The sequence below is a fragment of the Pseudomonas sp. A-R-19 genome (genome assembly GCF_019956575.1).
Taxonomy (GTDB): domain Bacteria; phylum Pseudomonadota; class Gammaproteobacteria; order Pseudomonadales; family Pseudomonadaceae; genus Aquipseudomonas.
On record NZ_JAHBDR010000060.1, the window covers coordinates 128,918 to 152,595 of the forward strand.

The window sequence follows — 23,678 nt, forward strand, 5'->3', positions numbered from 1 at the left end:
CATGAAGCTTCTACTTAGCCGTCTGGCATTGGCGGTTGGTCTGGCTGCGCCTGTGGTGGCAGCTCACGCCGATGATGCGCAGGTCAAGCAAGGCGAATACCTCGCCCGAGCCGCCGACTGCATGGCCTGCCACACCGCACCGGGTGGCGCGCCCTATGCGGGCGGCCTGCCGATCGTGTCACCGTTCGGCACGATCTACGGCACCAACATCACCCCGAGCAAAGAGCACGGCATCGGTCTGTACAGCGACGACGAGTTCTTCGCCGTGCTGACTGAAGGCAAGCGCCGCGATGGCGCCAACCTGTATCCAGCGATGCCGTACACCTCGTATCACCTGATCCCGCGTGCGGATTCCGACGCGATTCACGCCTACCTGAAAACCGTCGAGCCGATCGAGCGCGCCGCGCCGGTCACCAGCCTGAGCTTCCCGTTCAACGTGCGCCTGGGCCTGATGGGCTGGAACATGATGTATGGCAAGGACGTGAAGCTTGCGCCTGCCGAAGGCAAGAGCGAAGCCTGGAAGCGCGGCCAGTACATGGTCGACGTGCTCGGGCACTGTGGCGAATGCCACACCCCACGCGGCTTGCCCGGTGCGATGCAGATGGACAAGCGCATGACCGGCGGCATTCTCAATGGCTATCTGGCGCCGAGCCTGCTGGCCACTGACCTGGCGGCCCGTGGCTGGAATCATCAGGACCTGAGCTCGTTCCTCAAGCACGGCATGAGCGCCCAGGGCACGATGTTCAACGAGATGTTCCCGGTGTTCCACAACAGCACCCAGGGCCTCAGCGATCCGGACCTGGCCGCCATGGCGACCTTCCTGCTCGGCGATCAGCCGCCCGCGGCGAAAGTGCTCACCGAAGTGCCGTTGGACAAGCTGAGCCCGAGTGCCCAGCGCGGCCGTCAGGAATATTTGAATGTCTGCGCCGGTTGCCACGCGCCAGGTGGCGAAGGCAAGCCGCACATCGCCGTGGCCATGCGTGGCAATACCACGCTGCGCCTGGAAGACCCGCGCAACCTGGTGCGGGTGATCGACGACGGTATCGGTGAGCAGAAGTTCTCCGGTTTCGAGCACATGCAACCGATGCCGGGGTTCGTCAAGAAGTTGAGCGACGAGCAACTCACGGACCTGCTGAACTACCTGCGTCAGGGCTGGGGCGGTCAGCCGAATGATCTGGCGGTAAACGACGTGCAGAAGCTGCGGGCCGATGCGCCGCCGCTCGAGCACAAGGCCCACTGATATGCAGCATCTCGATCTGCAAGTGGTGCGCCGGGCGCTGGAGTGGTCGGTGGCCGGTCAGCGCATCTGGCTGTGTACGGTGCTGGCCACTTACGGCTCGGCACCGCGCGCACCGGGTTCGCTGCTGGCGGTGAACGTTGAAGGGCAATGGATTGGCTCGTTGTCCGGTGGCTGTGTCGAGGAAGACTTTCTCGAGCGAGTCGCCGAGGGCGCGTTTGAGCAGCCAGTCAGCGTTGTTCGTTACGGCGAAGGCGACGACCCACGCTCGCGCGTCAGCCTGCCATGCGGCGGGGTGCTCGATGTGCTGGTCGAGCAGCTGGAGGCCGAATGTGACGTACAAGCGCATCTGCGCGAGCTGGAGTCGGCACTGTTGGGCCGGCGTCGGTTGATCCGTGAAGTCGATCTGCAAAGTGGTGCGCGCAGTCTGTTCGATGATCGTGAGCAGGGTGTGCGTATCGAGCGCGAAATCGACCGGGTGCGCGTGCGCGTCGGTGCGGCCCAGCGCTTGCTGCTGGCCGGCTACTCCAGTGTCGCCCAGGCCTGTGCGGAGTTTGCCGTGGGCCTGGGTTTCGAGGTGATTCTGTGTGATCCGCGGGACGAAGTGCTGGAAGGCGTCGTGCTGGAAAACGTAGAGATTCGTCGCCAACTGCCGTCGGTGTTCATCGCCGATGGTGGTTGTCACAGCGACACGGCGGTGGTGGCGTTGACCCACGATCCACGTATCGATGACCTGGCGATGATGGAGGCGGTGCGCACCGAGGCGTTCTACATCGGCGTGATGGGCTCCATGCAGACCTCGCAAAAGCGCTTCGAGCGCTTGCGGCGCATTGGTGGTCTGGGGGATCTCGAGTTGGGGCGGATTCACGCACCCATCGGGCTGAATCTGGGCAGCAAGACGCCTGCGGAGATTGCCCTGGCGGTATTGGCCGATATCCTGCGGATTCGCAGCGGTATCCCACGAGATCGTCTCTAACCCCACAACATCTTTTGTTTTCTGCAACTGAAAGGGCCGCATCCAGTGTAATGCTGTTCACTGTAGGAGCGAGCTTGCTCGCGATGGTCGTTAACGATAACGCGTATTTACTGGCTAAACGCGGCGCTCTTGAGTGCATCGCGAGCAAGCTCGCTCCTACAGGCATTACGCATCCAGCGGCCCTTTTTGCATCTGTGGGTTACATGCCGAACCTGTCGCGCAATCCGTAATACCAGGCACCCAGCGCCGCGAACGGCGTACGCAGCATTTGTCCGCCGGGGAACGGGTAGTGGGGCAGGTCGGCAAAGGCGTCAAAACGCTCGGCCTGGCCGCGCAGGGCTTCGGCCAGCACCTTGCCCGCCAGGTGCGTATAGGTCACGCCATGGCCGCTGCAGCCCTGGGAATAGTAGATGTTGTCGCCCAGGCGCCCGACCTGAGGCAGGCGTGACAGGGTCAGCAGGAAGTTGCCGGTCCACGCGTAATCGATCTTCACGTCCTTGAGCTGCGGAAATGCCTTGAGCAGCTTCGGTCGAATGATCGCTTCGATGTTCGCCGGATCCCGCGCACCGTACACCACGCCACCACCGAAGATCAGGCGCTTGTCGCCGCTGAGGCGGTAGTAGTCGAGCAGGTAATTGCAGTCTTCGACGCAGTAATCCTGAGGCAGCAGGGTCTTGGCCAGTTCTTCGCCCAGTGGCTCGGTGGTAATCACTTGAGTGCCGCAAGGCATCGACTTGGCGGCCAGCTCCGGCACCAGATTGCCCAGATAAGCGTTGCCGGCAACGATGATGAATTTGGCCCTGACCTTGCCTTGCGGCGTGTGCACGACCGGGTTGGCGCCGCGCTCGATACGTACGGCTGGCGACTGCTCATAAATCGTCCCGCCCAGGGATTCGACCGCAGCAGCTTCGCCCAGCGCCAAGTTGAGCGGATGAATGTGCCCGCCACTCATGTCGAGCATGCCGCCGACGTACTGATCGCAGGCGACCACCTCACGAATGCGGCGTTGATCCATCAGCTCGAGCTGGGTATGACCGAATCGCTCCCAGAGGCGCTTCTGCGACTCCAGATGACCCATCTGTTTGGCGGTCATGGCGGCGAATACACCACCGTCTTTCAAGTCGCACTGAATGTTGTATTTGGCGACCCGCTCACGAATGATCCGGCCACCTTCAAAGGCCATCTGCCCCAGCAATTGAGCCTGCTTGGGGCCGACCGTGCGCTCGATGACATCAATGTCGCGGCTATAGCTGTTAACGATCTGCCCGCCATTACGCCCGGACGCCCCGAAACCCACCCTCGCGGCCTCAAGCACCGTGACCTTGAAGCCGTTCTCCAGCAGAAACAGGGCAGAGGACAGCCCCGTATAACCGGCGCCAATCACACAGACATCGGTCTCGACGTCATCCTGCAACGCCGGGCGCGGCGGAACCGCATTGGCCGATGCGGCGTAGTAGGACTCGGGGTAGGGAGTGTTAGCCATCCGGCAGCCTCTGTTTAATATATTTTACGAGTGCATTGATCCTACCCGAGTTGAAAATCGCCCGCCAGCCACCCGGAAAATCTTCTTTGCAGCGGCAAAATTAAATATTTTGCATATTCATAGGGTTAGCGCGAAAAAAGGTGTTGACACCCCTCCGGAATTCCGTAGAATGCCGCCTCACAGCAGGCACGTAGCTCAGTTGGTTAGAGCACCACCTTGACATGGTGGGGGTCGTTGGTTCGAGTCCAATCGCGCCTACCAAACAAAATCCGCTCTGCTGGGCGGTCTGGAAGGGCTCACCGAAAGGTGGGCCCTTTTTTGTTGTCTGGTGTTTGGGCAAACGACTACTGCGCTAGATCTTCAGGTCGGCTTTCACCTTCATGTAAACCACCGCGTCATCACCGTGCCGTGTCCTTGAAGGGTGTCCTGGAGCCCCGGCGTTTGGGGGGATGCAACCCAAAACTTAGGGTCAGCGAACCCCTTGTTGGGGGATTTTTCACGACTCGAACAGAGCGTTTTAGCGCAATCACCGGGCCTGGACTTACCTATGCCAAATGGCTTGGATTTTGCTCAGGTGCTCTTACTCAAGCATTCTTTGAATGCGGTATCCGGAGAATCGAGCCATGTGGGCAAAAACTCTGCTTCTCGGCGTGGTGTTTGGAATCGGGATCGTTACTAGCGGCCTGGCGACCAGCATGATCCTGATTTGGTGCGAGTTGTGTTAACCACCGTCCCTTCTGCTTCAGGCAGCAAGTCACTCTGGCGCCATGAGCACCGCAAGCGTCATCTTGATGAACTTCTCATGCTTGTCGATGGCTTCGAGAGCTACGCGCGCGTTGTCGGCGACATCGGCTGATCCTGCGTGCGACGATTACTGAGCGGATACCTGACAACCAGGGTTTGCCGAGTAATCGTTCAGATCGTCGCCTGCCTCGATGGAAGTCAGTGGGCAAAGGCCGCTGCAAGGCCGTGATGCCCCTCCTGCACTCCCGCAATCAAATGCAGTGGGATGTTCTGCTGTACTTCAATGGACGGTACCTCGAAGCTTCCTACAATCTGGAGGTGTCGCTCGCTCAGTTCAGTCGACTCTGCTGCCTTTTCCTTAGCCATTCGCGCGTGGTTCATTGCGATTTCGTTGAGCGTTGACACGTTACATCTCCCGGTGACTGACCAAGCGTATCGCTGGAGTCCTTAAGCATTGATTGAATGGCTGCAGCGTCAGAATTATGTCGTTCCCGCGCTGCTACGCGCGATCTCTGCAATCCTCAAGCCACGGACCCAGGGGAACTCCTCGTAGTGTTTTCACAGGCGACGAATGGCGGGTCACTGTCGATGGTGGTCCGGATTCTTTGCCATTCAGGCGTAAACTGGTGGGGCTGCCTCATTGAAAGGAGCCGCCTATGAACGTCGATCAAATCAGCAAGCAGGCATCTGTGGACAAGGCCGTCTGGGACCAATATTTCTGCGCTGCATTGATTGCCGAAAGCAATCTGACAGCCCCGGTTGTGGGTGGTGCTACGCACGAAGACAGGCAGAACCTGTTGATCGAGAGGGCCAGGGCGCTGGCCGACAAAATGATGGAAAACCGGAAGTAACCAGAGCCCAGCCATCGCGCTGGGCTCTTTGCATGCGGGGGTGTTCCGATGCCGGTGATGTGCGTGTTGCGGTTCAAGCGATCAGCTCTACCTTGCCGCTCGCCAGGCGATAGACACCTCCCACGATCTTCAGCAGGCCCTTGCTCTGCGCATCGGTCAGCAAGGGTGAGGCCTGTTTCAGGCTGTTGACCGAATTTTTGACGTTCTGCGCGGTGGCGTTTTCCATCAGGCTCCCGGGTTGCTTGAGCACTGCCTCGATAGCCGACTTGAGTGCATCGGTCAGCTTCGGAATATGGCCGGGGAAAACCGTCTTGTCCTTGACGGCCTTGATACCGGCCTCGATAGCGCCGCAGCTTTCATGACCGAGTACGAGAATCAGCGGCGCGCCAAGCACGGCAACCCCGTATTCAAGACTGGCCAGGCCTTCCGGGGTCACGAAGTTGCCCGCGACGCGGATGGAGAAAAGATCGCCTCGCGCGGTATCAAACGCATATTCCGGGGCGATCCGCGAGTCAGAGCAGCTCAGTACTGCCACGAACGGATTTTGACCGGACACCAGGGCCTCTCGCTCAGCCTTGAAGTCATGCGTCTTGGAAGTGCCGTTTACATATCGCTCATTGCCCTCCATCAGTCTTTTCAATGCCATATCGGGACTGATTGCATTTTGAGGTTTTGGTGGGGCTGTCGCTTTTTCGGCTGCCTGGATGAGCTTGCCGGGCAGTGTGCCGGTCAGCAGCAGGGCGCCTGCGCTCAATCCGGCAAATTGAAGAAAACGACGACGGCCTGTTGTGTTTGAAGCAGAGCTTGAATCACATGATTCACACATGATTTTGTTTACTCAGTTCAATGCGGTGAGAGTGAGTTGCGGTTGGGGCTGGTGTTGCCACGGACGCTCGAAACCAGCGCAGTGGAGTTTAGTTGGTCTGTCATATTGTGTACCGGACTTTGTCCGCAGGTGCCGTGCAAGCTGTCACTTCATGGGCTACTACTGACTGGCTCACACACATTCGACCTGGCAGGAGTTTCTCGATGCTCACTCACTGGTTTCTGGCGGCGGTTCATCTTCTGGCAATGGCCTTGGGATTTTGGGCGGTGCTGGTTCGAGGCACGGCTTTGCGGCGCCTGGCCGATGGGGCCGCAGAAGTGCGTAGTGTTTTGATGGCGGATAATATCTGGGGTATTTCAGCGGTCGTTTTGCTGATCAGCGGGGGGATGCGCGCCTTTGGCGGGTACGAGAAAGGCGCCGACTATTACCTGCACCAGCCGCTGTTTCATCTGAAGATGACGCTGTTCGTGCTGATCCTGCTGCTGGAGATTGCGCCAATGGTGACGCTGATCAAATGGCGGATAGCGCTTGCCCGTAAAGTGTCTGTCGATACCGGCCGTGCGAAGCTGTTTGCACGGATCAGTCATGTCGAGGCGCTGTTGCTGCTGTTGATGGTGGTGGCGGCGACTGGCATGGCGCGAGGCGTGATGTTTGGTTGATCACGCAGCGAACGCATCCTTCCTTGGGATAAACCGGAAAAGTCTGACAGCCAGGGCATTGAGCTTGCCGCTAGTATCGAACCCCTTGTGGATTGCAGGGCAGAGGCGATGCTGAATCTTTAGCCAGCCGTGGTTCCAGACTGAACGGGCTGGCTAGTGACTGCAGCAGGATTCAGGATTGCGGCTTTTCCGGAGCGGTCAGGCCGGCCTGAATACGCTGGTAAATTTCTTCACGATGCACTGCAACGTCCTTCGGAGCGTTGATGCCGATCCTGACTTGCTGGCCGCTTACGCCCAGGATGGTGATCGTAATGTCATCACCGATATTAATGCTTTCACCGACTTTGCGGGTGAGTATCAGCATGGTCTTCTCCTTGATTGCTTTGTGGGGCACCTGATTCGGACAGTGCAGAAGTCGGTGGTATGTATAGATTAGTGCGAAGTCTCAGAGTTTGGGTGCCTCTTTCTGACGCGCAGATGTGGCATTAATTCCCAAGGCGTAACTATACAGAGGCCGCATCCATGATTCTCGTTGTTTTGAGCCCATTTTACGGCTCTCGTGAAGTATTCATGGATGTTAAAATCCCCGCTTTAAGCATTTAGAGGGAAGCGCCGTGCACAAAATGGTCTTGGTATTCGCGATATTGGCACTGGCGGGATGTGGTGAGGGCAACAGTGTGGATGCACCGAAGCCCAAACCGGCCATGGCCACCGTGCCGGCGCCGGTGTCCGGCCCACAATGGGATCTTGAAGTGCGAGGTGAAACCCCTCAGGCGGTCAGCGATTTGAGTGGCTGGCTGATCGAGCATAGTTTCATGTCGAGCATCCTCAAGGAAAATGGCAATACGCGAATCCTGATGGGGCCGTTCAATTCGAAAGCCGAGGCCGAAGCCAAACAGGATGAAGTCCGTGCGGCGCTCACTCGCGCCAAGAAACAGAACATCGAATTGCTGGTGCTTGAGCGACCGGCCGCTCAATAACATTCAGTGGCGCAGACGTCAGAGCAACTAAAAAGGCCTCGGGGTTCAGCCCCGAGGCCTTTTTTGTTTCGGGTATTGCGCCTGGATTCAGCCGCAGGCCTTCATGTCTACCGGGCCGACAAACTCGTTGCCGCGCCCCATGACGCACCCCACGCTCTGGTTGCGTTGGCGTTCCCAGGCCTGGACCGGATAGGTTTTGTCCCAGGCTTCGTACAGTTGCCGATCCTGTTTCGACAGGCGCAAACCATACTGTTTGCTCATGTAGAAGTAGGTCCGGGCGATCATGCCGCGAATGGAAGGGCGGGGCATGACTTTCTTGGCCTTGAAGTCGATCTGGGTCAGGCATGAACCATACTGCCCAGACTGTTCGGGCAGCCAACCGAAACTGAAGTTGCTGCGATCGCCATTGACCTCGCCAATGCTGGGCACCAGGTTGTGCAAATCAGCTTCGGCCTTCTGGTAAACCGGATCGTAGCGGGTGCAGTTCTTGCGACCGCCCTCTTGCCAGCACTGGCGTTGATGGCCGATCTGCCAGGCCGGAACGATATGCTCCCACTCGATGCGGGATGCACGCTTGGCATTTTTACGCGGCACATAGCCGCAGGCGGCCAGGTTCACCTGGTTGCCGGTGTACTTGCAGCCACAATAAAACTCGGTGGATTGGGGGGCGTAGAGCTTCCAGGCGACCTTTTTCGCTTCAGTGAAGGTGCGCGGAGCATCGGCTTGCGCGCCCATGACAAAAAACACAAACAACAAAGCAAACCAGCGGGCACTCATCGACTCAATCTTCCTTCGGCACAACCCAGAAAATCTGCACGCCGCCATCGTCGCGGTAGGCGAGGGTGACGTTGTCGTTCTCGTCGATTTCTTCCAGCAAGCGTTCCCATTCATCCACCGGCTCGTCAGGCAGGCGGAAGATCAGTGCTGCCCGGGCCTTTTGTGCGGTGGGGGAGTTGATGATTTTCTGAACGCGCAGGCCCATGCGTACATAGGTGTCGGGAGAGGTAGAGGTGGTGTCCACAGGATTATCCTTATTAAGCTGTACGTGCATACAGTATTTAACTGTACGCCATTTCGCAACTGCTTAAAAATCAAGAGAATCCTCTGACAGCGGTTTACTGCATTTGGCGTAAGGCGAAGGAAGTTTTTTGTCAGATCGAGCGGCGCCACTCGCCAGGGCTGGCGAATGGCGCACGGGGTGCCCGGCCGGATCGGTCGGGCGAGGGTGAATCAGTATTCCCAGAACATCCGCTGCAGCTCTTTGCTGTCATTGGTCTTGGTCAACGCGACCATCGCCAGGATCCGCGCCTTTTGCGGGTTCAGATCGTGGGCCACGACCCAGTCGTATTTGTCGTCAGGCTGTTCGGCGTTGCGCAATACAAAGCCGCCGGCGTTGACATGGGAGGAGCGAATGATCTGCACGCCGTCCTTGCGCAGGGCTTGCAGGGCAGGGACCACTCGCGACGATACCGAGCCATTGCCGGTGCCGGCGTGGATGATGGCTTTGGCGCCCGATTGAGCGAGGGCTTTGTAGGCGGTATCGCTGACGTTGCCGTAGGAGTAGGCGATCTCGACGTCAGGCAGGCTCTTGATGGTCTTGATGTCGAATTCGGAATCCATGGTGTGGCGCTTGGCTGGCAAGCGGAACCAGTAGGACTTGCCTTCTACCACCATGCCCAACGGACCCCAGGCGCTTTTAAACGCTTCGGTCTTGATGTTGATCATTTTGCTGACGTCGCGACCCGACTGGATTTCATCGTTCATGGTCACCAGTACGCCCTTGCCCCGCGCATCTTTACTGCTGGCCACGGCCACCGCGTTGTAGAGGTTGAGCATGCCATCGGCGGACATCGCAGTGCCCGGGCGCATGGAGCCCACGACGATGATCGGCTTATCGGTTTTTTCCACCAGGTTCAGGAAGTACGCCGTTTCTTCCAGGGTATCGGTGCCGTGGGTGATCACGATGCCATCGACGTCGTTGCTGTCGGCCAGTTCGGCTACGCGGCGGCCCAGTTGCAGGAGGTTTTCGTTGGTGATGCTTTCGGAAGCGATTTGCATGACTTGTTCGCCGCGAACGTTCGCCAGTTGGCTCAGTTCTGGAACGCCGGCGATCAGCTGTTCAATGCCGACTTTCGCTGCTTGATAGGTTGCGCTGTTGGCGGCGCTGGCCCCTGCGCCGGCAATGGTGCCACCGGTGGCGAGAATCACCACGTTGGCCAGTTTCTGTTGGGTTTCGGCTTCTTTGGCCTGTAGGGCGGTAGGCAGAAGCAGTAGCAGGGCCAAGGCGCCCGGAACAAAGGTCTTGAATGCAGATGTCATTATTTTTCTCTTCTAGTTGTGAGACGGTGCAGATGCAGGTTCATCTAGATGCGCCCCGGGCGAATCTGAACGCCGGAGGTATGAGGAGAAGAGCAGGATCTGTACCAGTAACACCCTGAATCGAAAAACACGCCTAACTTAATGATTTGTAATGGTATTGCAGTTTGTGTCCGGAGGCGGTTTCCGCTCCTGACGTCCGGATTGCCGAACATGTGTGTCTTTTGCGTTCGGCTCTCCGAAAAGGATGGCAGTCCTGTTTAAGATTTAAACGCGTCAAATCGTCGTGAACGACTCAAGAAAAGCGCTAGTCGGTCGATGCTCCTTCAAGGGATCTATTTCTGCAGGAGCTCACATGTCGTTATCTATTGGCTTCCCGAATGCCGCGGGTATCACTATCGGGGGGACGTCTGCGGCGACCATTCGTGCTGTGGGCGACGCGACAGGGGATACGGCTGCCAACGCGCCGGGTGTAAAGGAAGGCGACGGCACCCAGGTTAAAACCGCTCCGGTAGGCCTGGGAGAAAGTGCCGGTGCATCGGCCGAATCGGAAACGAGCGATAACACCAGCGTGGCGGTGAAGGTCTTGCTCAAGCGCCTGAAGGAACTGCAACAGCAATTGCGTGAGCAACAGCAGCAACTGGCGCAGGCCCAGGCAGCGTCCTATCCGACTCCGGAAGCCAAGACCACCGCGGTAGCGGCCATTCAGGGGCAGGTTGCCGAAACCACCGGTGCCATCCTGCAAGTGAGCGCGAGTCTGATCAAGGAGCTGACCAAGGGTTCTGGCACGGGATCGGTGGTCAACACTACGGCATGAGATGCATGCCGTTTTTTCGCTGAACATCTCTGAAAGCACTTTTCAGGTCGTTGACAAATACCGGCAGGGTTCGCATAGTTTGGTTCACGCAAACGTTTGCGCGAGCCACGCTGATGGCATTCCATCACTGTGGGTCGTGAAGCTTACGCCAGCGCAAGCGTTGCTCACAATAATCATAAGATCGGAGTGAACCCATGAAGCTGCCATTCGCTGGACGTCTTCTCGCTGTCGCTATGCTGGCTGCCGCATCCGCTGCATTGCCTGTCTCTTCAGCCTTCGCTGAAACCACTGAAAAACCGAAAGTCGCCCTGGTCATGAAATCCCTGGCCAACGAGTTCTTCCTGACCATGGAAGACGGCGCCAAGGCCTACCAGAAAGATCACTCCGGCGAATTCGACCTGATCTCCAACGGCATCAAGGATGAAACCGACACCGCCGGCCAGACGCGGATCGTCGAGCAGATGATCCTGGCCAAGGTCAATGCGCTGGTGATTGCGCCGGCAGACTCCAAAGCCATGGTGCCGGTGATCAAGAAAGCCATCGATGCCGGTATCACCGTGATCAACATCGACAACCAGCTGGACCCCGCCGTCGTCAAAAGCAAGAACATCAATGTTCCGTTCGTAGGCCCGGACAACCGCAAGGGCGCGCGGCTGGTGGGTGATTACCTGGCCAAACAACTGAAGGCCGGTGACGAAGTCGGCATCATCGAGGGTGTGTCCACCACCACCAATGCCCAGCAGCGCACTGCAGGTTTCAAGGATGCGATGGAGGCGGCGCAGATCAAGGTCGTGTCCCTGCAATCCGGTGACTGGGAGATCGACAAGGGCAACAAGGTGGCCGCGTCGATTCTCAGCGAATACCCGCAAACCAAGGCCCTGTTGGCTGGCAATGACAGCATGGCGGTTGGTGCAGTGTCTGCGGTGCGCGCCGCGGGCAAGGCCGGCAAGGTGCAAGTGGTCGGCTACGACAACATCAACGCCATTCAGCCGATGCTCAAGGATGGTCGGGTGCTGGCCACCGCAGACCAGTTTGCGGCCAAACAGGCAGTGTTCGGCATCGAGACGGCATTGAAAATTCTCAAGGGCGAGAAGGTCGACGGCGGCGCCAATGGCGTGATCGAAACGCCGGTAGAGCTGGTCACCAAATAACCTTTTGGCGACGCAACGGCGCTCGTCCAGCTGGACGGGCGCGTGGAGAGTTTTTATGTCAGCTTCCACTCCGAACGCTGTCCTTTCGGTCAGCGGTATCGGCAAGACCTACGCCCAACCGGTATTGAGCGGCATAGACCTGACGCTCATGCGCGGTGAAGTGCTGGCTCTGACCGGCGAGAACGGGGCGGGCAAAAGCACGCTTTCGAAGATTATTGGCGGGCTGGTCACGCCGACCACCGGCCAGATGCAGTTCCAGGGGCAGGACTATCGCCCGGGGAGCCGGACTCAGGCTGAAGGCCTCGGTATCCGCATGGTCATGCAGGAGCTCAATCTGCTGCCGACCCTGTCAGTGGCGGAAAACCTGTTTCTCGACAACCTGCCCAACAGCGGCGGCTGGATCAGTCGCAAACAGTTGCGCAAGGCTGCCATCGAGGCCATGGCCCAGGTCGGGCTCGACGCCATTGACCCGGACACCCTGGTCGGCGAACTGGGCATCGGTCACCAGCAAATGGTGGAGATCGCCCGCAACCTGATTGGCGATTGCCATGTGCTGATTCTCGATGAGCCGACGGCGATGCTCACTGCGCGCGAAGTCGAAATGCTGTTCGAGCAAATCACTCGCCTGCAGGCGCGTGGCGTATCGATCATCTACATCTCCCACCGTCTCGAAGAGCTGGCGCGGGTGGCTCAGCGCATTGCCGTGCTGCGCGACGGCAACCTGGTCTGTGTCGAGCCGATGGCCAACTACAACAGCGAGCAATTGGTCACGCTGATGGTCGGCCGCGAGCTCGGCGAACACATCGATATGGGGGCGCGCAAGATTGGCGCTCCGATGCTGACGGTCAAGGGCCTGACCCGTGGCGACAAGGTCCGTGATGTGTCGTTCGAAGTCCGTGCCGGGGAGATTTTCGGGATTTCCGGTTTGATCGGCGCGGGGCGCACCGAGTTGTTGCGCCTGATCTTCGGTGCAGATATCGCCGACAGCGGCACGATTGCCTTGGGCGCGCCGGCGCAAGTCGTCAGCATTCGTTCGCCGGTCGATGCGGTAGGGCACGGCATTGCGTTGATCACTGAAGATCGCAAGGGCGAAGGCCTTTTGTTGACGCAGTCGATCGGCGCCAATATCGCCTTGGGCAACATGCCCGGCATCTCCAGCGCCGGCTTTGTCGACAACGCTGGCGAGAACGCCCTGGCCCAGCGTCAAATCGACGCCATGCGCATTCGCAGTTCCGGCCCGGCACAGTTGGTGTCTGAGTTGTCCGGCGGCAATCAGCAGAAGGTCGTCATCGGCCGTTGGCTGGAGCGCGACTGCTCGGTGCTGCTGTTCGACGAGCCGACCCGCGGCATCGACGTCGGCGCCAAGTTCGATATCTACAACCTGCTCGGTGAGTTGACCCGCCAGGGCAAGGCGCTGGTGGTGGTCTCCAGCGACTTGCGCGAGCTGATGCTGATCTGCGACCGGATCGGCGTGCTCTCGGCAGGAAGCCTGATCGATACATTCGATCGCGACAGTTGGACCCAGGATGAGTTGCTCGCCGCTGCTTTTGCCGGCTACCAAAAACGTGATGCGCTGCTGAACGAAGCCGCGCCTAGGGATCTTCCATGAAAACCGCTTCTTCCGCCGGCAAACACAGTGGCAACTTCTACGGCCTGGGCACCTACCTGGGGCTGGCGGGGGCCTTGTTGGCGATGATCGTGCTGTTCTCGGTGTTGAGCAGTCACTTCCTGTCGTACGACACGTTCAGCACCCTGGCCAACCAGATTCCGGACCTGATGGTGCTGGCGGTCGGTATGACCTTTGTGTTGATCATCGGGGGCATCGATCTGTCGGTCGGCTCGGTGCTGGCACTGGCGGCCTCGACCGTCAGCGTGGCGATACTTGGCTGGGGCTGGAGCGTTCTGCCCGCAGCGTTGCTCGGCATGGCCGTCGCGGCGCTCGCGGGCACCATCACCGGTTCGATCACGGTGGCGTGGCGGATACCTTCGTTCATCGTGTCCCTGGGCGTACTGGAAATGGCTCGCGGGGTGGCGTACCAGATGACCGGTTCGCGTACGGCCTACATCGGCGATGCGTTCGCCTGGTTGTCCAATCCGATCGCCTTCGGCATCTCACCCTCGTTCATCATTGCGTTGCTGATCATTTTCATCGCCCAGGCCGTGTTGACCCGCACGGTGTTCGGTCGTTACCTGATCGGTATCGGCACCAACGAGGAGGCCGTACGGCTGGCGGGGATCAATCCGAAGCCTTACAAGATCCTGGTTTTCAGCCTGATGGGGTTGCTCGCCGGTGTTGCGGCGTTGTTCCAGATTTCTCGCCTGGAAGCTGCCGACCCGAATGCTGGTTCCGGTCTTGAGTTGCAGGTAATCGCAGCCGTCGTGATCGGCGGGACCAGCCTGATGGGCGGGCGCGGTTCGGTGATCAGCACGTTTTTCGGCGTCCTGATCATTTCTGTACTGGCCGCGGGGCTGGCGCAGATCGGGGCAACCGAGCCGACCAAACGCATCATAACCGGCGCCGTGATCGTGGTGGCGGTGGTGCTGGACACTTATCGCAGTCAACGCGCAAGCCGGCGGACCTGAGTCATGGCGACTATCAAAGATGTGGCAGCCCTTGCCGGCATTTCCTACACCACGGTGTCCCATGTGGTGAACAAGACCCGTCCGGTCAGTGAAGAAGTCCGGATCAAGGTCGAAGAGGCGATCAAGACCCTCGATTACGTCCCCAGCGCGGTGGCCCGTTCTCTTAAGGCCAAGACCACGGCGACCATCGGCCTTTTGGTCCCCAACAGCCTCAACCCGTATTTTGCCGAACTGGCCCGGGGTATCGAGGATTACTGCGAGCGCAACGGTTACTGCGTCATCCTGTGCAACTCCGACGATAATCCGGACAAGCAGCGCAGTTACCTGCGTGTGCTGCTGGAAAAACGCATCGACGGCCTGATTGTCGCCTCGGCTGGTGGCGACAGCGGTCTGGCTCAAGGCCTCAAGGGCGTGCGCACGCCCATGGTGATTGTCGACCGTGGACTGGACGGTGTCGATGCGGACCTTGTGCGCATCGACCATGAATACGGCGCGTACCTGGCGACCCGGCACCTGCTGGAACTGGGCCACCGGGACATCGCCACGATCAGCGGGCCGGAAAACACCAGTGTGGCGCAGATGCGTCTGGCGGGTTATTGCCGGGCCCTGAAAGAGGCGGGCGTCGAAGTCTCTTCCGGGCGCATGCTGGCAAGTGATTTCACCAGCACTGGCGGTTACAGCGCTGCCGCGATTTTGCTGGAAAGCCATCCGCCTACTGCCATTTTTGCCGCCAACGACATGATCGGCATCGGCGTGCTGCGAGCTGCCGCCGAGCGCAATATTCGCGTACCGAGCGAGTTGTCGGTGATCGGCTTCGACGATATCCAGATGAGTCGGTATGTCTATCCGTCGTTGACCACGGTCGGGCAATCAATCCTGCAGCTCGGCGAAATGGCTGCCGAAGTGCTTTTACGACGGATCGCCACGCCGGGTCTGGCGACCGATCAGCGGATCGTGACGCCGAGTATCGTCATCCGTGAATCGACGGCGCCGCTGGCCGGCGTGTTTACCCAGTTCCGTTGAAAACAGGACGCCGCTAAATCAACAGCGTCGCCGAAACAGAATCGATGAGTAGCAATGTATGTCAGCAAAAGTAGTGGTGATTGGCAGTTTGAACATGGACCTGGTGACCCGTGCGCCGCGCTTGCCCAAGGGCGGTGAAACGCTGATTGGTCATTCGTTTGCCACCGTCTCCGGCGGCAAGGGCGCCAATCAGGCCGTGGCTGCGGCGCGGCTGGGAGCGCAGGTGTCGATGATCGGCTGCGTGGGTGACGATGCTTATGGTGAGGCGCTGCGCGGGGCGCTGTTGGCCGAACAGATCGATTGTCAGGCGGTCAGCACCGTTGAAGGTTCCAGCGGCGTGGCGTTGATTGTGGTCGACGACAACAGCCAGAACACGATCGTCATCGTCCCCGGTGCCAACGGTGAGCTGACGGCTGAAGCCATTGACCGTTTTGATTCGGTCATACAGGCGGCGGACGTGCTCATCTGTCAGCTGGAAGTACCTGATGCCTCCGTTGGCCATGCGCTCAAGCGCGGTCGCGAACTGGGCAAGACGGTCATCCTCAACCCCGCGCCGGCCAGCCGTCCCTTGCCAGTGGACTGGTACGCGTCGATCGATTACCTGATTCCCAACGAGAGCGAAGCGTCGGCGCTGAGCGGAGTGTCCGTGGACTCCCTGGAATCCGCGCAAACCGCGGCGACCAAGCTGATTGCCCTGGGCGCCGGTAAGGTGATCATCACCCTTGGTGCGCAAGGTTCGCTGTTTGCCGATGGCCAGCGTTTCGAACATTTCCCCGCGCCCGTCGTGCAGGCTGTCGACACAACGGCGGCCGGCGATACATTCGTGGGCGGTTTCGCTGCGGCGCTGGCAGCGGGCAAGGATGAAGTGCAGGCAATCCGCTTCGGGCAAGGGGCTGCGGCGCTGTCTGTCACCCGTGCCGGCGCGCAACCGTCGATTCCCGCCTTGAGCGATGTGCAGGCGTTTAAAAACCAATGAAAAAGACACCACTGCTCAACATTGCTTTGTCGCGGCTGATTGCCTCATTGGGGCATGGCGACATGGTCGTCATCGGGGACGCCGGTTTGCCGGTTCCTCCAGGCGTTGAATTGATCGACCTGGCCTTGACCCATGGCATTCCGGATTTTGTCAGCACCTTGAAGGTGGCGCTCAGTGAGATGCAGGTCGAAAGCCATGTGCTGGCTCAGGAGCTCTTCGATAAAAAACCGTCGGCCCTGGTCGCGCTGGAAGAGCTGAACGGCGAAGGCGCATTGGGGCGACGTGAAGTGCTCACCCATGAACAATTCAAGGTCTTGAGCCGACAAGCGAGAGCGGTTGTTCGTACAGGCGAGTGCCAGCCGTACTGCAACATTGTGCTGGTAGCCGGCGTAACGTTTTAACTGGTTGTCCGCGTTTTGATGTCCCATGCACAAGGAGTTCGCCGTGTATCGCTATGCTCAAAAACTGTACCCACTGCTCCGGAGCCTGCTGCTTTTGTCCCTGATTACTGCATCGAACGCCGAGGCGTCAGAAAAAATCGACCTGATCATCGACACCGATCCAGGGGCTGACGATGTCGTCGCCCTGTTATTCGCGCTGGCGTCGCCGGATGAGCTGAATGTCCGGGCATTGACCACCGTTGCCGGCAACGTTCGCCTGGACAAGACCTCGCGCAATGCGCGACTGGCCCGGGAGTGGGCGGGGCGCGAAGAAGTGCCGGTCTATGCGGGCGCGCCAAGGCCCCTGATGCGCACACCCATCTACGCCGAGGACATTCATGGCATGGAAGGGCTCTCGGGCATTGCCGTGCATGAGCCCAGGAAAGGCCTGGCCACGGGCAGTGCCGTGACTTATCTGATCGATACCCTGAAATCGGCCAAGCCTCACAGCATGACTATCGCCATGCTCGGCCCGCAGACCAACCTGGCCCTGGCGCTGATCCAGGAACCGGATATCGTCCGGGGCATCAAGGAAGTGGTGGTCATGGGCGGCGCGCACTTCAATGGCGGCAACATCACGCCGGTAGCCGAGTTCAATCTGTTTGCCGATCCGCAGGCCGCCGAAGTGGTACTCAAGAGTGGCGTGAAGCTGACTTACCTGCCGCTGGATGTGACCCACAAGATCCTTACCAGCGAAGCGCGCCTGAATCAAATTGCCGCGCTGAACAACAACGCCAGCCGGCTGGTGGGCGACATTCTCAATGAATACATCAAGGGCGACATGGAACACTACGGCATCCCGGGTGGGCCGGTGCATGACGCCACGGTGATCGCTTATCTGCTCAAGCCGCAATTGTTCAGCGGTCGCTCGGTCAACGTGGTTGTCGATAGCCGCGAAGGACCAACCTTTGGACAAACCATCGTCGACTGGCATGACGGCTTGAAAGCACCAAAGAATGCCTTCTGGGTTGAAAGCGGTGATGCCCAGGGCTTTTTCGATCTGCTGACCGAGCGCCTGGCCCGCCTGAAATAAGCGTCAAGCCCCGCAGGTGCCTGCCTGCGGGGTTCACTCCCGGCCGCTGAGCGCTTCGGCCTTTTGGTCTGACAAATGCTTCTCGAAAATCTGCTCGATGAACGATTGCGCGGCTTCGGTTCCAATATCCCTGACCAACAGGTCGATACCGATGATGGCAAGCTCCTCCGTGCTGCCTGGACTGTAGGAGCTGTGGCCGTCCTGCCACTTGGCCTTGATGTCAGCGTCGATGCTTACGGTGGTCATGGTGGCACTCGTGAGGTCGGGGAAGTCTGAGTGCCGAGTTAACCATTTTGCGGGGCTTTTGACACGCCGACTTAGGCGGCAAAGGTGGGCTATGCGACACTTGGTCTTTGACGAATATTCAGGGAATGCGCCGTGCAGATCGATTTGAACTCTCCAGATGACCTGACCCTTGAGGCCGTGCGTCAGTTGCTGGCCGGCGCCAGTGATGATGAGCACACCCAATTGCGGGTCACCCGAGGAGGCATTGCCTATATTTCCTCGGGTGTCGTGGGCGGTACCGATATCGACGGCTTGTTGTTTCGTCTGGAAACCTGGGCCAAGGGCTCCGGTTATGTCGGGCTGGTCGCGGCCAGCGATGAAGTCTGGGTCATGCAAATCTTCAATGCCTTGAAGGAGAACTGGCCCAATCCGCCTTACGACTATATCGACGTCTATTGAGCGTCGTTCATATTCAGTCACGATTCAGTGATTAAGGGGAGGGCGCTGCTCAGGCAAAATCGCGGTTCGTCCGGATTGCGGGCAGGGTGCTAGCGCTGCCGGTGAAACCAAACGCCAGTCTGGTTGTCGCACGATCTCAGCTTAATCATTGAATAAGGAGGCTTCATGCCTTGGAAGCTCGCGTCATTGGGTACTTTGCTGGCCGTTGCCACGCTGGCCGGTTGCAGCACTACCTCTACGGAGTCGGCAACCTCTGATGTTGCGACGACTGACTCGGGTCACAGTCGTTGTGAGGCAAAGGCTGCCGAGTTCACTATCGGCAAACAGGCATCGCCGCAACTGCTTGAGCAGGCGCGTACCCGCGCAGGAGCGCAAAGCGCACGGTTCCTGCTGCCAACCGATATGGTGACGCTGGAGTACCGTTCCGATCGCCTGAACCTGAACACCGATGCCAGCCGGATAGTGACCCGCGTCAACTGCGGCTGATCGTTCGTTTTTGTTCCGGCCATAAAAAACCCCGTCACATGGACGGGGTTTTTTTAGTGCGCCTGGAAATTACTCTGGGCGAACTTGAGCAGCTTGCATACCCTTTTGGCCTTTCTCAGCCACGAAGGAAACAGTCTGGCCTTCTTTCAGGCTTTTGAAACCGTCGCTTTCGATAGCTTTGAAGTGTACGAACAGGTCGTCACCGCCACCTTGAGGAGTGATGAAGCCGAAGCCTTTTTCATCGTTGAACCATTTAACGGTGCCGGTTTGGCGATTAGACATGGTGTATCTCCAAGAAACATATATTTTCAGTAGTACTGTGCTGCTCAGGCCAACTGGGCACACCCGGGTATCATAGTCGAAATGTTCGGTTTGGGACCCCCCCGGGCGAGCTGTTTGCCGATCAGTCGTGGTTTTTTTATATCTTTAAATGGCTGGAGGCCCCGTTTTATAAGGCCTCTGGCCGAAAGTAAAGGTGATAAAAAAAGCTGTAAAACCTGCATAAAATGTACGGAATGGGCTGTTTTGGGGACTTTTTGCCAGTAAAACAGGGTTTGAGAACGCAGGTCTGTGCTTAATTTTTGGCTTTGTTCTCAGCCTTGCAGGCTGCAATTTGGCTAAACGCTTTCTGTTTCAGGGCGTCACTGGCTTTGTTATCCATCAATGCCTGGATGTCGCTGGCCGGGAACGACTTGATCGCATCGGCACCACAAGCGCAGTGGGCCTTGGCCGCAGCTGGACCGATTTGTTCCGCAGCCGCAGGAACACACTGAGACATGTACTTCTCGCGTTCACCTTTTGGCCATTCGGCGTGGGCGGCCAGCGGCAGCAGCAGAACGATTGGTGCGACAACAGCGAATAAACGATTCAGATGCATGCCAAGATGCTCCTTTGAGGTCAATGTCTTGTTATCTGAGCGCTAACGCGCGGCTCAAGTTCATCACTCTGGCATAAAAACGCCTGATTTGCCGCGTTGGAAAGCCTCTGCGCAGCTACCACCGTTCATCTGTGCTAGCATGCCCCGCTCGGGCGTTTGCAGGCTCCGACGGACCTTCAGTCCCGGTAGCGGCAGATGCGCGATTAACCCTGATTTGAATCCCAGTCACTCTGGTTCGGTTTTCCGGTTGGCCGCAAGGCTCCTGCCGCTGTAAGGCAGGCGTTCGTCATTGAATGGCCTGGACCGGATCTTGTACTGGCTCATCCCAACCCACGTGACCTTTGGTAGGGGTCACCACTAGGAGAGGAGGCGCCATGCCAACTATTACTCTTCCCGACGGCAGTCAACGTTCATTCGATCACCCGGTTTCCGTAGCCGAGGTCGCCGCATCTATCGGTGCAGGCCTGGCCAAGGCCACCGTTGCTGGCAAGGTCAATGGCAAGCTGGTCGACGCCAGCGACATCATCGACAGCGACGCGTCGCTGCAAATCATCACGCCAAAGGATGAAGAGGGGCTGGAGATCATTCGCCACTCTTGCGCCCACCTGGTTGGCCACGCGGTCAAGCAGCTGTACCCGACCGCCAAGATGGTCATCGGCCCGGTCATCGACGAAGGTTTCTATTACGACATCGCCTTCGAACGTCCTTTCACTCCGGACGACCTGGCCGCCATCGAACAGCGCATGCAGCAACTGATCGAAAAAGATTACGACGTGATCAAGAAAGTCACTCCGCGCGCCGAAGTGATCGAAGTGTTCAAGGCCCGTGGCGAAGACTACAAGTTGCGCCTGGTCGAGGACATGCCGAACGAACAGGCCATGGGCCTTTACTATCACGAAGAATACGTCGACATGTGCCGCGGTCCGCACGTGCCGAACACGCGCTTCCTGAAATCCTTCAAGCTGACCAAGCTGTCCGGCGCCTACTGGCGTGGCGATGCCAAGAACGAGCAATTGCAGCGCGTCTACGGCACCGCATGGGCGGACAAGAAGCAACTGGCTGCTTACATCCAGCGCATTGAAGAAGCCGAAAAACGCGACCACCGCAAGATCGGCAAGCGCCTGGGCCTGTTCCACACCCAGGAAGAGTCGCCGGGCATGGTGTTCTGGCACCCGAACGGCTGGACTTTGTACCAGGTGCTCGAGCAGTACATGCGCAAGGTTCAGCGCGACAACGGCTATCTCGAAATCAAGACGCCGCAAGTCGTTGACCGCAGCCTGTGGGAGAAATCCGGGCACTGGGCCAACTACGCCGACAACATGTTCACCACCCAGTCGGAAAACCGCGACTACGCGATCAAGCCAATGAACTGCCCTTGCCACGTGCAGGTGTTCAACCAGGGCCTGAAAAGCTACCGCGAGTTGCCGATGCGCCTGGCCGAGTTCGGTGCCTGCCACCGTAACGAGCCATCGGGTGCCTTGCACGGCATCATGCGCGTGCGTGCGTTCACTCAAGACGACGCCCACATCTTCTGCACCGAAGAGCAGATGCAGGCCGAGTCCGCTGCGTTTATCAAGCTGACCATGGACGTCTACGCCGATTTCGGCTTTAAAGACGTCGAGATGAAGCTGTCCACTCGTCCGGAAAAACGCGTCGGTTCCGACGAACTGTGGGATCGCGCCGAAGCGGCATTGGCTGCAGCCCTTGATAGTGCTGGCTTGCCGTACGATCTGCAGCCGGGTGAGGGGGCCTTCTACGGTCCGAAGATCGAATTCTCGCTGAAAGATTGTCTTGGTCGGGTCTGGCAGTGTGGTACCCTGCAGCTCGATTTTAACCTGCCAGTGCGTCTGGGAGCCGAATACGTCTCCGAAGACAACAGTCGCAAGCACCCGGTGATGTTGCACCGGGCGATCCTCGGGTCCTTCGAACGTTTCGTCGGAATCCTGATCGAGCACTACGAGGGTGCATTCCCGGCGTGGCTTGCTCCGACCCAGGCAGTGGTGATGAATATCACCGACAAACAAGCGGATTTCGCCGCCGAGGTTGAAAAAACCCTCAACGAAAGCGGATTCCGTGCCAAGTCTGACTTGAGAAATGAAAAAATCGGCTTTAAAATCCGCGAGCATACTTTGCTCAAGGTTCCTTATCTCTTGGTTATCGGAGATCGGGAAGTCGAGATGCAGACTGTCGCTGTGCGTACTCGTGAAGGTGCTGACCTGGGCTCGATGCCCGTCGCCCAGTTCGCTGAGTTTCTCGCGCAAGCGGTTTCCCGGCGTGGTCGCCCAGATTCGGAGTAATTATTATTAAGCGTGAAATGAGACAAGATAAACGAGCTGCACCGAAAGCCCCGATCAACGAGAATATCTCGGCCCGCGAGGTTCGGTTAATTGGTGCTGAAGGTGAACAGCTTGGGATTGTGTCAATTGAAGACGCGCTTCTTAAGGCTGAAGAGGCCAAGCTGGATCTGGTGGAGATTTCCGCCGATGCAGTACCACCTGTTTGCAAACTGATGGACTACGGCAAATCGATCTTCGAAAAGAAGAAGCAGATTGCTGCGGCCAAGAAAAACCAGAAGCAGATTCAGGTTAAAGAAATCAAGTTTCGTCCAGGGACGGAGGAAGGGGATTACCAGGTAAAACTGCGCAACCTGGTACGTTTCCTGAGTGACGGGGACAGGGCCAAGGTATCCTTGCGATTCCGCGGCCGTGAGATGGCCCACCAGGAGCTGGGGATGGAACTCCTCAAGCGAGTTGAAGGTGACTTGCTCGAGTACGGTTCGGTCGAACAGCATCCTAAGATGGAAGGACGCCAGCTGATCATGGTCATCGCCCCGAAAAAGAAGAAGTAATCAACAGGGCACGGCAGGCCTTCTGATTATGTTTATCAACTGAATGCGGAGTATCCGAACATGCCAAAAATGAAGACCAAAAGTGGTGCTGCTAAGCGGTTTCTGAAAACTGCTAACGGTATCAAGCACAAGCACGCTTTCAAGAGCCACATCCTGACCAAAATGTCGACCAAGCGTAAGCGTCAACTGCGCGGTAGCAGCTTGCTGCATCCGTCTGACGTGGCAAAAGTCGAGCGCATGCTGCGCCTTCGTTAATTTTAGTCAAGAATAGAGGAAGTAACTCATGGCTCGTGTAAAGCGTGGCGTCATTGCCCGTAAGCGTCACAAAAAAATTCTGAAACTTGCTAAAGGTTACTACGGCGCACGCTCCCGCGTATTCCGTGTTGCCAAGCAAGCGGTAATCAAGGCAGGCCAATACGCCTACCGTGACCGTCGTCAGAAAAAACGTCAGTTCCGCGCTCTGTGGATCGCTCGTATCAACGCTGGTGCTCGTATCAACGGTCTGTCCTACAGCCGTTTCATCGCCGGCCTGAAAAAAGCGTCCATCGAGATCGACCGTAAGGTTCTGGCTGATCTGGCAGTGAACGAAAAAGCGGCGTTTGCTGCGATTGTCGAGAAAGCTAAAGCCACCTTGGCTTAAGTACCCCCGACAGTCACCCGGCCTCGCATCTGTGGGGCCAGGTGTTAA

At 58.3% G+C, this 23,678-nt stretch carries 29 protein-coding genes and 1 tRNA gene; 20 read left to right on the top strand and 10 right to left on the bottom strand.

The genetic code is table 11. The features are described 5' to 3' along the window. Position 1 precedes the first annotated feature (1 nt). Both KGA88_RS16995 and KGA88_RS17000 read left to right on the top strand, forming a co-directional pair. Positions 2-1,240 (top strand): cytochrome c, encoded by a 1,239-nt coding sequence (locus KGA88_RS16995; RefSeq protein WP_223592924.1) that lies wholly within the window; start codon positions 2-4, stop codon positions 1,238-1,240. A 1-nt stretch (position 1,241) separates the two neighbouring features. Further along, complete coding sequence (locus KGA88_RS17000) at positions 1,242-2,213, top strand: XdhC family protein (RefSeq protein WP_223592927.1); 972 nt, start codon at positions 1,242-1,244, stop codon at positions 2,211-2,213. Between the two features lie 199 nt (positions 2,214-2,412). On the opposite strand, the gene KGA88_RS17005 is transcribed toward KGA88_RS17000, so the two are convergent. Next, positions 2,413-3,696 (bottom strand): NAD(P)/FAD-dependent oxidoreductase, encoded by a 1,284-nt coding sequence (locus KGA88_RS17005; RefSeq protein WP_110656683.1) that lies wholly within the window; start codon positions 3,694-3,696, stop codon positions 2,413-2,415. Between the two features lie 184 nt (positions 3,697-3,880). Here KGA88_RS17005 and KGA88_RS17010 point away from each other — a divergent pair. Further along, a tRNA-Val gene (locus KGA88_RS17010) sits at positions 3,881-3,957 on the top strand. Between the two features lie 681 nt (positions 3,958-4,638). On the opposite strand, the gene KGA88_RS17015 is transcribed toward KGA88_RS17010, so the two are convergent. Further along, on the bottom strand, positions 4,639-4,845 hold the full coding sequence (locus KGA88_RS17015; protein ID WP_110656682.1) for a hypothetical protein: 207 nt from the start codon (positions 4,843-4,845) through the stop codon (positions 4,639-4,641). Positions 4,846-5,096: 251 nt separating this feature from the next. Here KGA88_RS17015 and KGA88_RS17020 point away from each other — a divergent pair, with 251 nt between their 5' ends. Then, the gene (locus KGA88_RS17020; RefSeq protein ID WP_110656680.1) at positions 5,097-5,291 is read left to right on the top strand and encodes a hypothetical protein; all 195 of its coding nucleotides are present in this window, start codon (positions 5,097-5,099) and stop codon (positions 5,289-5,291) included. 73 nt (positions 5,292-5,364) lie between these two features. On the opposite strand, the gene KGA88_RS17025 is transcribed toward KGA88_RS17020, so the two are convergent. Further along, the gene (locus KGA88_RS17025) at positions 5,365-6,117 is read right to left on the bottom strand and encodes a carbonic anhydrase (RefSeq protein WP_110656678.1); all 753 of its coding nucleotides are present in this window, start codon (positions 6,115-6,117) and stop codon (positions 5,365-5,367) included. Positions 6,118-6,320: 203 nt separating this feature from the next. Here KGA88_RS17025 and KGA88_RS17030 point away from each other — a divergent pair, with 203 nt between their 5' ends. After that, the gene (locus KGA88_RS17030) at positions 6,321-6,776 is read left to right on the top strand and encodes a DUF2214 family protein (RefSeq protein ID WP_110656676.1); all 456 of its coding nucleotides are present in this window, start codon (positions 6,321-6,323) and stop codon (positions 6,774-6,776) included. Between the two features lie 172 nt (positions 6,777-6,948). Here the strand turns inward: KGA88_RS17030 and csrA are convergent, their stop codons facing one another. Then, complete coding sequence (gene csrA / locus KGA88_RS17035; protein ID WP_007975691.1) at positions 6,949-7,140, bottom strand: carbon storage regulator CsrA; 192 nt, start codon at positions 7,138-7,140, stop codon at positions 6,949-6,951. 250 nt (positions 7,141-7,390) lie between these two features. Here csrA and KGA88_RS17040 point away from each other — a divergent pair, with 250 nt between their 5' ends. Further along, positions 7,391-7,756, top strand: coding sequence for an SPOR domain-containing protein (locus KGA88_RS17040; RefSeq protein ID WP_223592929.1), 366 nt, complete (start codon positions 7,391-7,393; stop codon positions 7,754-7,756). Between the two features lie 87 nt (positions 7,757-7,843). Here KGA88_RS17040 and KGA88_RS17045 read toward each other — a convergent pair whose 3' ends face one another. From KGA88_RS17045 to KGA88_RS17055, 3 genes are all read right to left on the bottom strand, one after another. Beyond that, entirely contained in the window at positions 7,844-8,533 is a 690-nt protein-coding gene (locus KGA88_RS17045; RefSeq protein WP_110656672.1) for an endonuclease, read from the bottom strand. Positions 8,534-8,537: 4 nt separating this feature from the next. Beyond that, positions 8,538-8,807: a DUF1654 domain-containing protein gene (locus KGA88_RS17050; protein ID WP_110656670.1), complete on the bottom strand. Its 270-nt coding sequence runs from the start codon at positions 8,805-8,807 to the stop codon at positions 8,538-8,540. Between the two features lie 179 nt (positions 8,808-8,986). Continuing rightward, complete coding sequence (locus tag KGA88_RS17055; protein ID WP_110656668.1) at positions 8,987-10,075, bottom strand: asparaginase; 1,089 nt, start codon at positions 10,073-10,075, stop codon at positions 8,987-8,989. 352 nt (positions 10,076-10,427) lie between these two features. Here KGA88_RS17055 and KGA88_RS17060 point away from each other — a divergent pair, with 352 nt between their 5' ends. The 8 genes from KGA88_RS17060 to KGA88_RS17095 all read left to right on the top strand — a co-directional run bounded on the left by KGA88_RS17060 (position 10,428) and on the right by KGA88_RS17095 (position 18,095). Next, positions 10,428-10,889, top strand: coding sequence for a hypothetical protein (locus KGA88_RS17060; protein WP_223592931.1), 462 nt, complete (start codon positions 10,428-10,430; stop codon positions 10,887-10,889). A 194-nt stretch (positions 10,890-11,083) separates the two neighbouring features. Further along, complete coding sequence (locus tag KGA88_RS17065) at positions 11,084-12,040, top strand: sugar ABC transporter substrate-binding protein (protein WP_057715547.1); 957 nt, start codon at positions 11,084-11,086, stop codon at positions 12,038-12,040. Between the two features lie 55 nt (positions 12,041-12,095). After that, positions 12,096-13,649, top strand: coding sequence for a sugar ABC transporter ATP-binding protein (locus KGA88_RS17070; RefSeq protein WP_223592932.1), 1,554 nt, complete (start codon positions 12,096-12,098; stop codon positions 13,647-13,649). Further along, the gene (locus KGA88_RS17075; protein WP_223592935.1) at positions 13,646-14,623 is read left to right on the top strand and encodes an ABC transporter permease; all 978 of its coding nucleotides are present in this window, start codon (positions 13,646-13,648) and stop codon (positions 14,621-14,623) included. The genes KGA88_RS17070 and KGA88_RS17075 overlap by 4 nt, the downstream gene beginning before the upstream one ends. Positions 14,624-14,626: 3 nt before the next feature. Continuing rightward, the gene (locus tag KGA88_RS17080; protein WP_110656661.1) at positions 14,627-15,646 is read left to right on the top strand and encodes a LacI family DNA-binding transcriptional regulator; all 1,020 of its coding nucleotides are present in this window, start codon (positions 14,627-14,629) and stop codon (positions 15,644-15,646) included. Between the two features lie 58 nt (positions 15,647-15,704). After that, on the top strand, positions 15,705-16,622 hold the full coding sequence (rbsK, locus tag KGA88_RS17085; RefSeq protein ID WP_223592937.1) for a ribokinase: 918 nt from the start codon (positions 15,705-15,707) through the stop codon (positions 16,620-16,622). Next, complete coding sequence (gene rbsD, locus KGA88_RS17090; RefSeq protein ID WP_223592939.1) at positions 16,619-17,023, top strand: D-ribose pyranase; 405 nt, start codon at positions 16,619-16,621, stop codon at positions 17,021-17,023. Before rbsK ends, rbsD begins: the two co-directional genes overlap by 4 nt. A 43-nt stretch (positions 17,024-17,066) precedes the next feature. Then, complete coding sequence (locus tag KGA88_RS17095; RefSeq protein ID WP_223592941.1) at positions 17,067-18,095, top strand: nucleoside hydrolase; 1,029 nt, start codon at positions 17,067-17,069, stop codon at positions 18,093-18,095. A 33-nt stretch (positions 18,096-18,128) separates the two neighbouring features. On the opposite strand, the gene KGA88_RS17100 is transcribed toward KGA88_RS17095, so the two are convergent. After that, positions 18,129-18,341, bottom strand: a complete 213-nt coding sequence (locus tag KGA88_RS17100) for a hypothetical protein (RefSeq protein WP_110656653.1) — start codon at positions 18,339-18,341, stop codon at positions 18,129-18,131. A 132-nt stretch (positions 18,342-18,473) separates the two neighbouring features. Between KGA88_RS17100 and KGA88_RS17105 the strand changes: the two genes are divergently transcribed. Together KGA88_RS17105 and KGA88_RS17110 are read left to right on the top strand one after the other, a co-directional pair. Further along, positions 18,474-18,779: a hypothetical protein gene (locus KGA88_RS17105; protein WP_110656652.1), complete on the top strand. Its 306-nt coding sequence runs from the start codon at positions 18,474-18,476 to the stop codon at positions 18,777-18,779. Positions 18,780-18,944: 165 nt separating this feature from the next. Further along, positions 18,945-19,265 (top strand): I78 family peptidase inhibitor, encoded by a 321-nt coding sequence (locus tag KGA88_RS17110; protein ID WP_223592943.1) that lies wholly within the window; start codon positions 18,945-18,947, stop codon positions 19,263-19,265. Positions 19,266-19,334: 69 nt separating this feature from the next. On the opposite strand, the gene KGA88_RS17115 is transcribed toward KGA88_RS17110, so the two are convergent. Further along, positions 19,335-19,547, bottom strand: coding sequence for a cold-shock protein (locus KGA88_RS17115; protein WP_003179963.1), 213 nt, complete (start codon positions 19,545-19,547; stop codon positions 19,335-19,337). 292 nt (positions 19,548-19,839) lie between these two features. Then, positions 19,840-20,142: a hypothetical protein gene (locus tag KGA88_RS17120; protein WP_110656648.1), complete on the bottom strand. Its 303-nt coding sequence runs from the start codon at positions 20,140-20,142 to the stop codon at positions 19,840-19,842. 374 nt (positions 20,143-20,516) lie between these two features. Between KGA88_RS17120 and thrS the strand changes: the two genes are divergently transcribed. Genes thrS through rplT form a run of 4 tightly spaced genes read left to right on the top strand, consistent with a single transcriptional unit; the run spans position 20,517 to position 23,630 of the window. Next, a complete protein-coding gene (gene thrS, locus KGA88_RS17125; RefSeq protein ID WP_110656646.1) occupies positions 20,517-22,439 on the top strand; it encodes a threonine--tRNA ligase in 1,923 nt (640 codons plus the stop codon). Further along, a complete protein-coding gene (gene infC, locus KGA88_RS17130) occupies positions 22,439-22,990 on the top strand; it encodes a translation initiation factor IF-3 (RefSeq protein ID WP_172435341.1) in 552 nt (183 codons plus the stop codon). The genes thrS and infC overlap by 1 nt, the downstream gene beginning before the upstream one ends. Positions 22,991-23,050: 60 nt before the next feature. Next, the gene (rpmI, locus tag KGA88_RS17135) at positions 23,051-23,245 is read left to right on the top strand and encodes a 50S ribosomal protein L35 (RefSeq protein WP_002553160.1); all 195 of its coding nucleotides are present in this window, start codon (positions 23,051-23,053) and stop codon (positions 23,243-23,245) included. 28 nt (positions 23,246-23,273) lie between these two features. Next, positions 23,274-23,630 carry a 50S ribosomal protein L20 gene (rplT, locus tag KGA88_RS17140; protein WP_007905879.1) on the top strand — a complete coding sequence of 119 codons (357 nt, stop codon included), beginning with the start codon at positions 23,274-23,276 and terminating at the stop codon, positions 23,628-23,630. The last annotated feature ends 48 nt before the right edge of the window (positions 23,631-23,678 follow it).

Coding starts and splice junctions, on each gene's coding strand:
- KGA88_RS16995 (WP_223592924.1), top strand. CDS start 2: ATGAAGCTTCTACTTAGCCGTCTGGCATTGGCGGTTGGTCTGGCTGCG.
- KGA88_RS17000 (WP_223592927.1), top strand. CDS start 1,242: ATGCAGCATCTCGATCTGCAAGTGGTGCGCCGGGCGCTGGAGTGGTCG.
- KGA88_RS17005 (WP_110656683.1), bottom strand. CDS start 3,696: ATGGCTAACACTCCCTACCCCGAGTCCTACTACGCCGCATCGGCCAAT.
- KGA88_RS17020 (WP_110656680.1), top strand. CDS start 5,097: ATGAACGTCGATCAAATCAGCAAGCAGGCATCTGTGGACAAGGCCGTC.
- KGA88_RS17025 (WP_110656678.1), bottom strand. CDS start 6,117: ATGTGTGAATCATGTGATTCAAGCTCTGCTTCAAACACAACAGGCCGT.
- KGA88_RS17030 (WP_110656676.1), top strand. CDS start 6,321: ATGCTCACTCACTGGTTTCTGGCGGCGGTTCATCTTCTGGCAATGGCC.
- csrA (WP_007975691.1), bottom strand. CDS start 7,140: ATGCTGATACTCACCCGCAAAGTCGGTGAAAGCATTAATATCGGTGAT.
- KGA88_RS17045 (WP_110656672.1), bottom strand. CDS start 8,533: ATGAGTGCCCGCTGGTTTGCTTTGTTGTTTGTGTTTTTTGTCATGGGC.
- KGA88_RS17050 (WP_110656670.1), bottom strand. CDS start 8,807: ATGCACGTACAGCTTAATAAGGATAATCCTGTGGACACCACCTCTACC.
- KGA88_RS17055 (WP_110656668.1), bottom strand. CDS start 10,075: ATGACATCTGCATTCAAGACCTTTGTTCCGGGCGCCTTGGCCCTGCTA.
- KGA88_RS17060 (WP_223592931.1), top strand. CDS start 10,428: ATGTCGTTATCTATTGGCTTCCCGAATGCCGCGGGTATCACTATCGGG.
- KGA88_RS17065 (WP_057715547.1), top strand. CDS start 11,084: ATGAAGCTGCCATTCGCTGGACGTCTTCTCGCTGTCGCTATGCTGGCT.
- KGA88_RS17070 (WP_223592932.1), top strand. CDS start 12,096: ATGTCAGCTTCCACTCCGAACGCTGTCCTTTCGGTCAGCGGTATCGGC.
- KGA88_RS17075 (WP_223592935.1), top strand. CDS start 13,646: ATGAAAACCGCTTCTTCCGCCGGCAAACACAGTGGCAACTTCTACGGC.
- KGA88_RS17080 (WP_110656661.1), top strand. CDS start 14,627: ATGGCGACTATCAAAGATGTGGCAGCCCTTGCCGGCATTTCCTACACC.
- rbsK (WP_223592937.1), top strand. CDS start 15,705: ATGTCAGCAAAAGTAGTGGTGATTGGCAGTTTGAACATGGACCTGGTG.
- rbsD (WP_223592939.1), top strand. CDS start 16,619: ATGAAAAAGACACCACTGCTCAACATTGCTTTGTCGCGGCTGATTGCC.
- KGA88_RS17100 (WP_110656653.1), bottom strand. CDS start 18,341: ATGACCACCGTAAGCATCGACGCTGACATCAAGGCCAAGTGGCAGGAC.
- KGA88_RS17110 (WP_223592943.1), top strand. CDS start 18,945: ATGCCTTGGAAGCTCGCGTCATTGGGTACTTTGCTGGCCGTTGCCACG.
- KGA88_RS17115 (WP_003179963.1), bottom strand. CDS start 19,547: ATGTCTAATCGCCAAACCGGCACCGTTAAATGGTTCAACGATGAAAAA.
- KGA88_RS17120 (WP_110656648.1), bottom strand. CDS start 20,142: ATGCATCTGAATCGTTTATTCGCTGTTGTCGCACCAATCGTTCTGCTG.
- thrS (WP_110656646.1), top strand. CDS start 20,517: ATGCCAACTATTACTCTTCCCGACGGCAGTCAACGTTCATTCGATCAC.
- rpmI (WP_002553160.1), top strand. CDS start 23,051: ATGCCAAAAATGAAGACCAAAAGTGGTGCTGCTAAGCGGTTTCTGAAA.
- rplT (WP_007905879.1), top strand. CDS start 23,274: ATGGCTCGTGTAAAGCGTGGCGTCATTGCCCGTAAGCGTCACAAAAAA.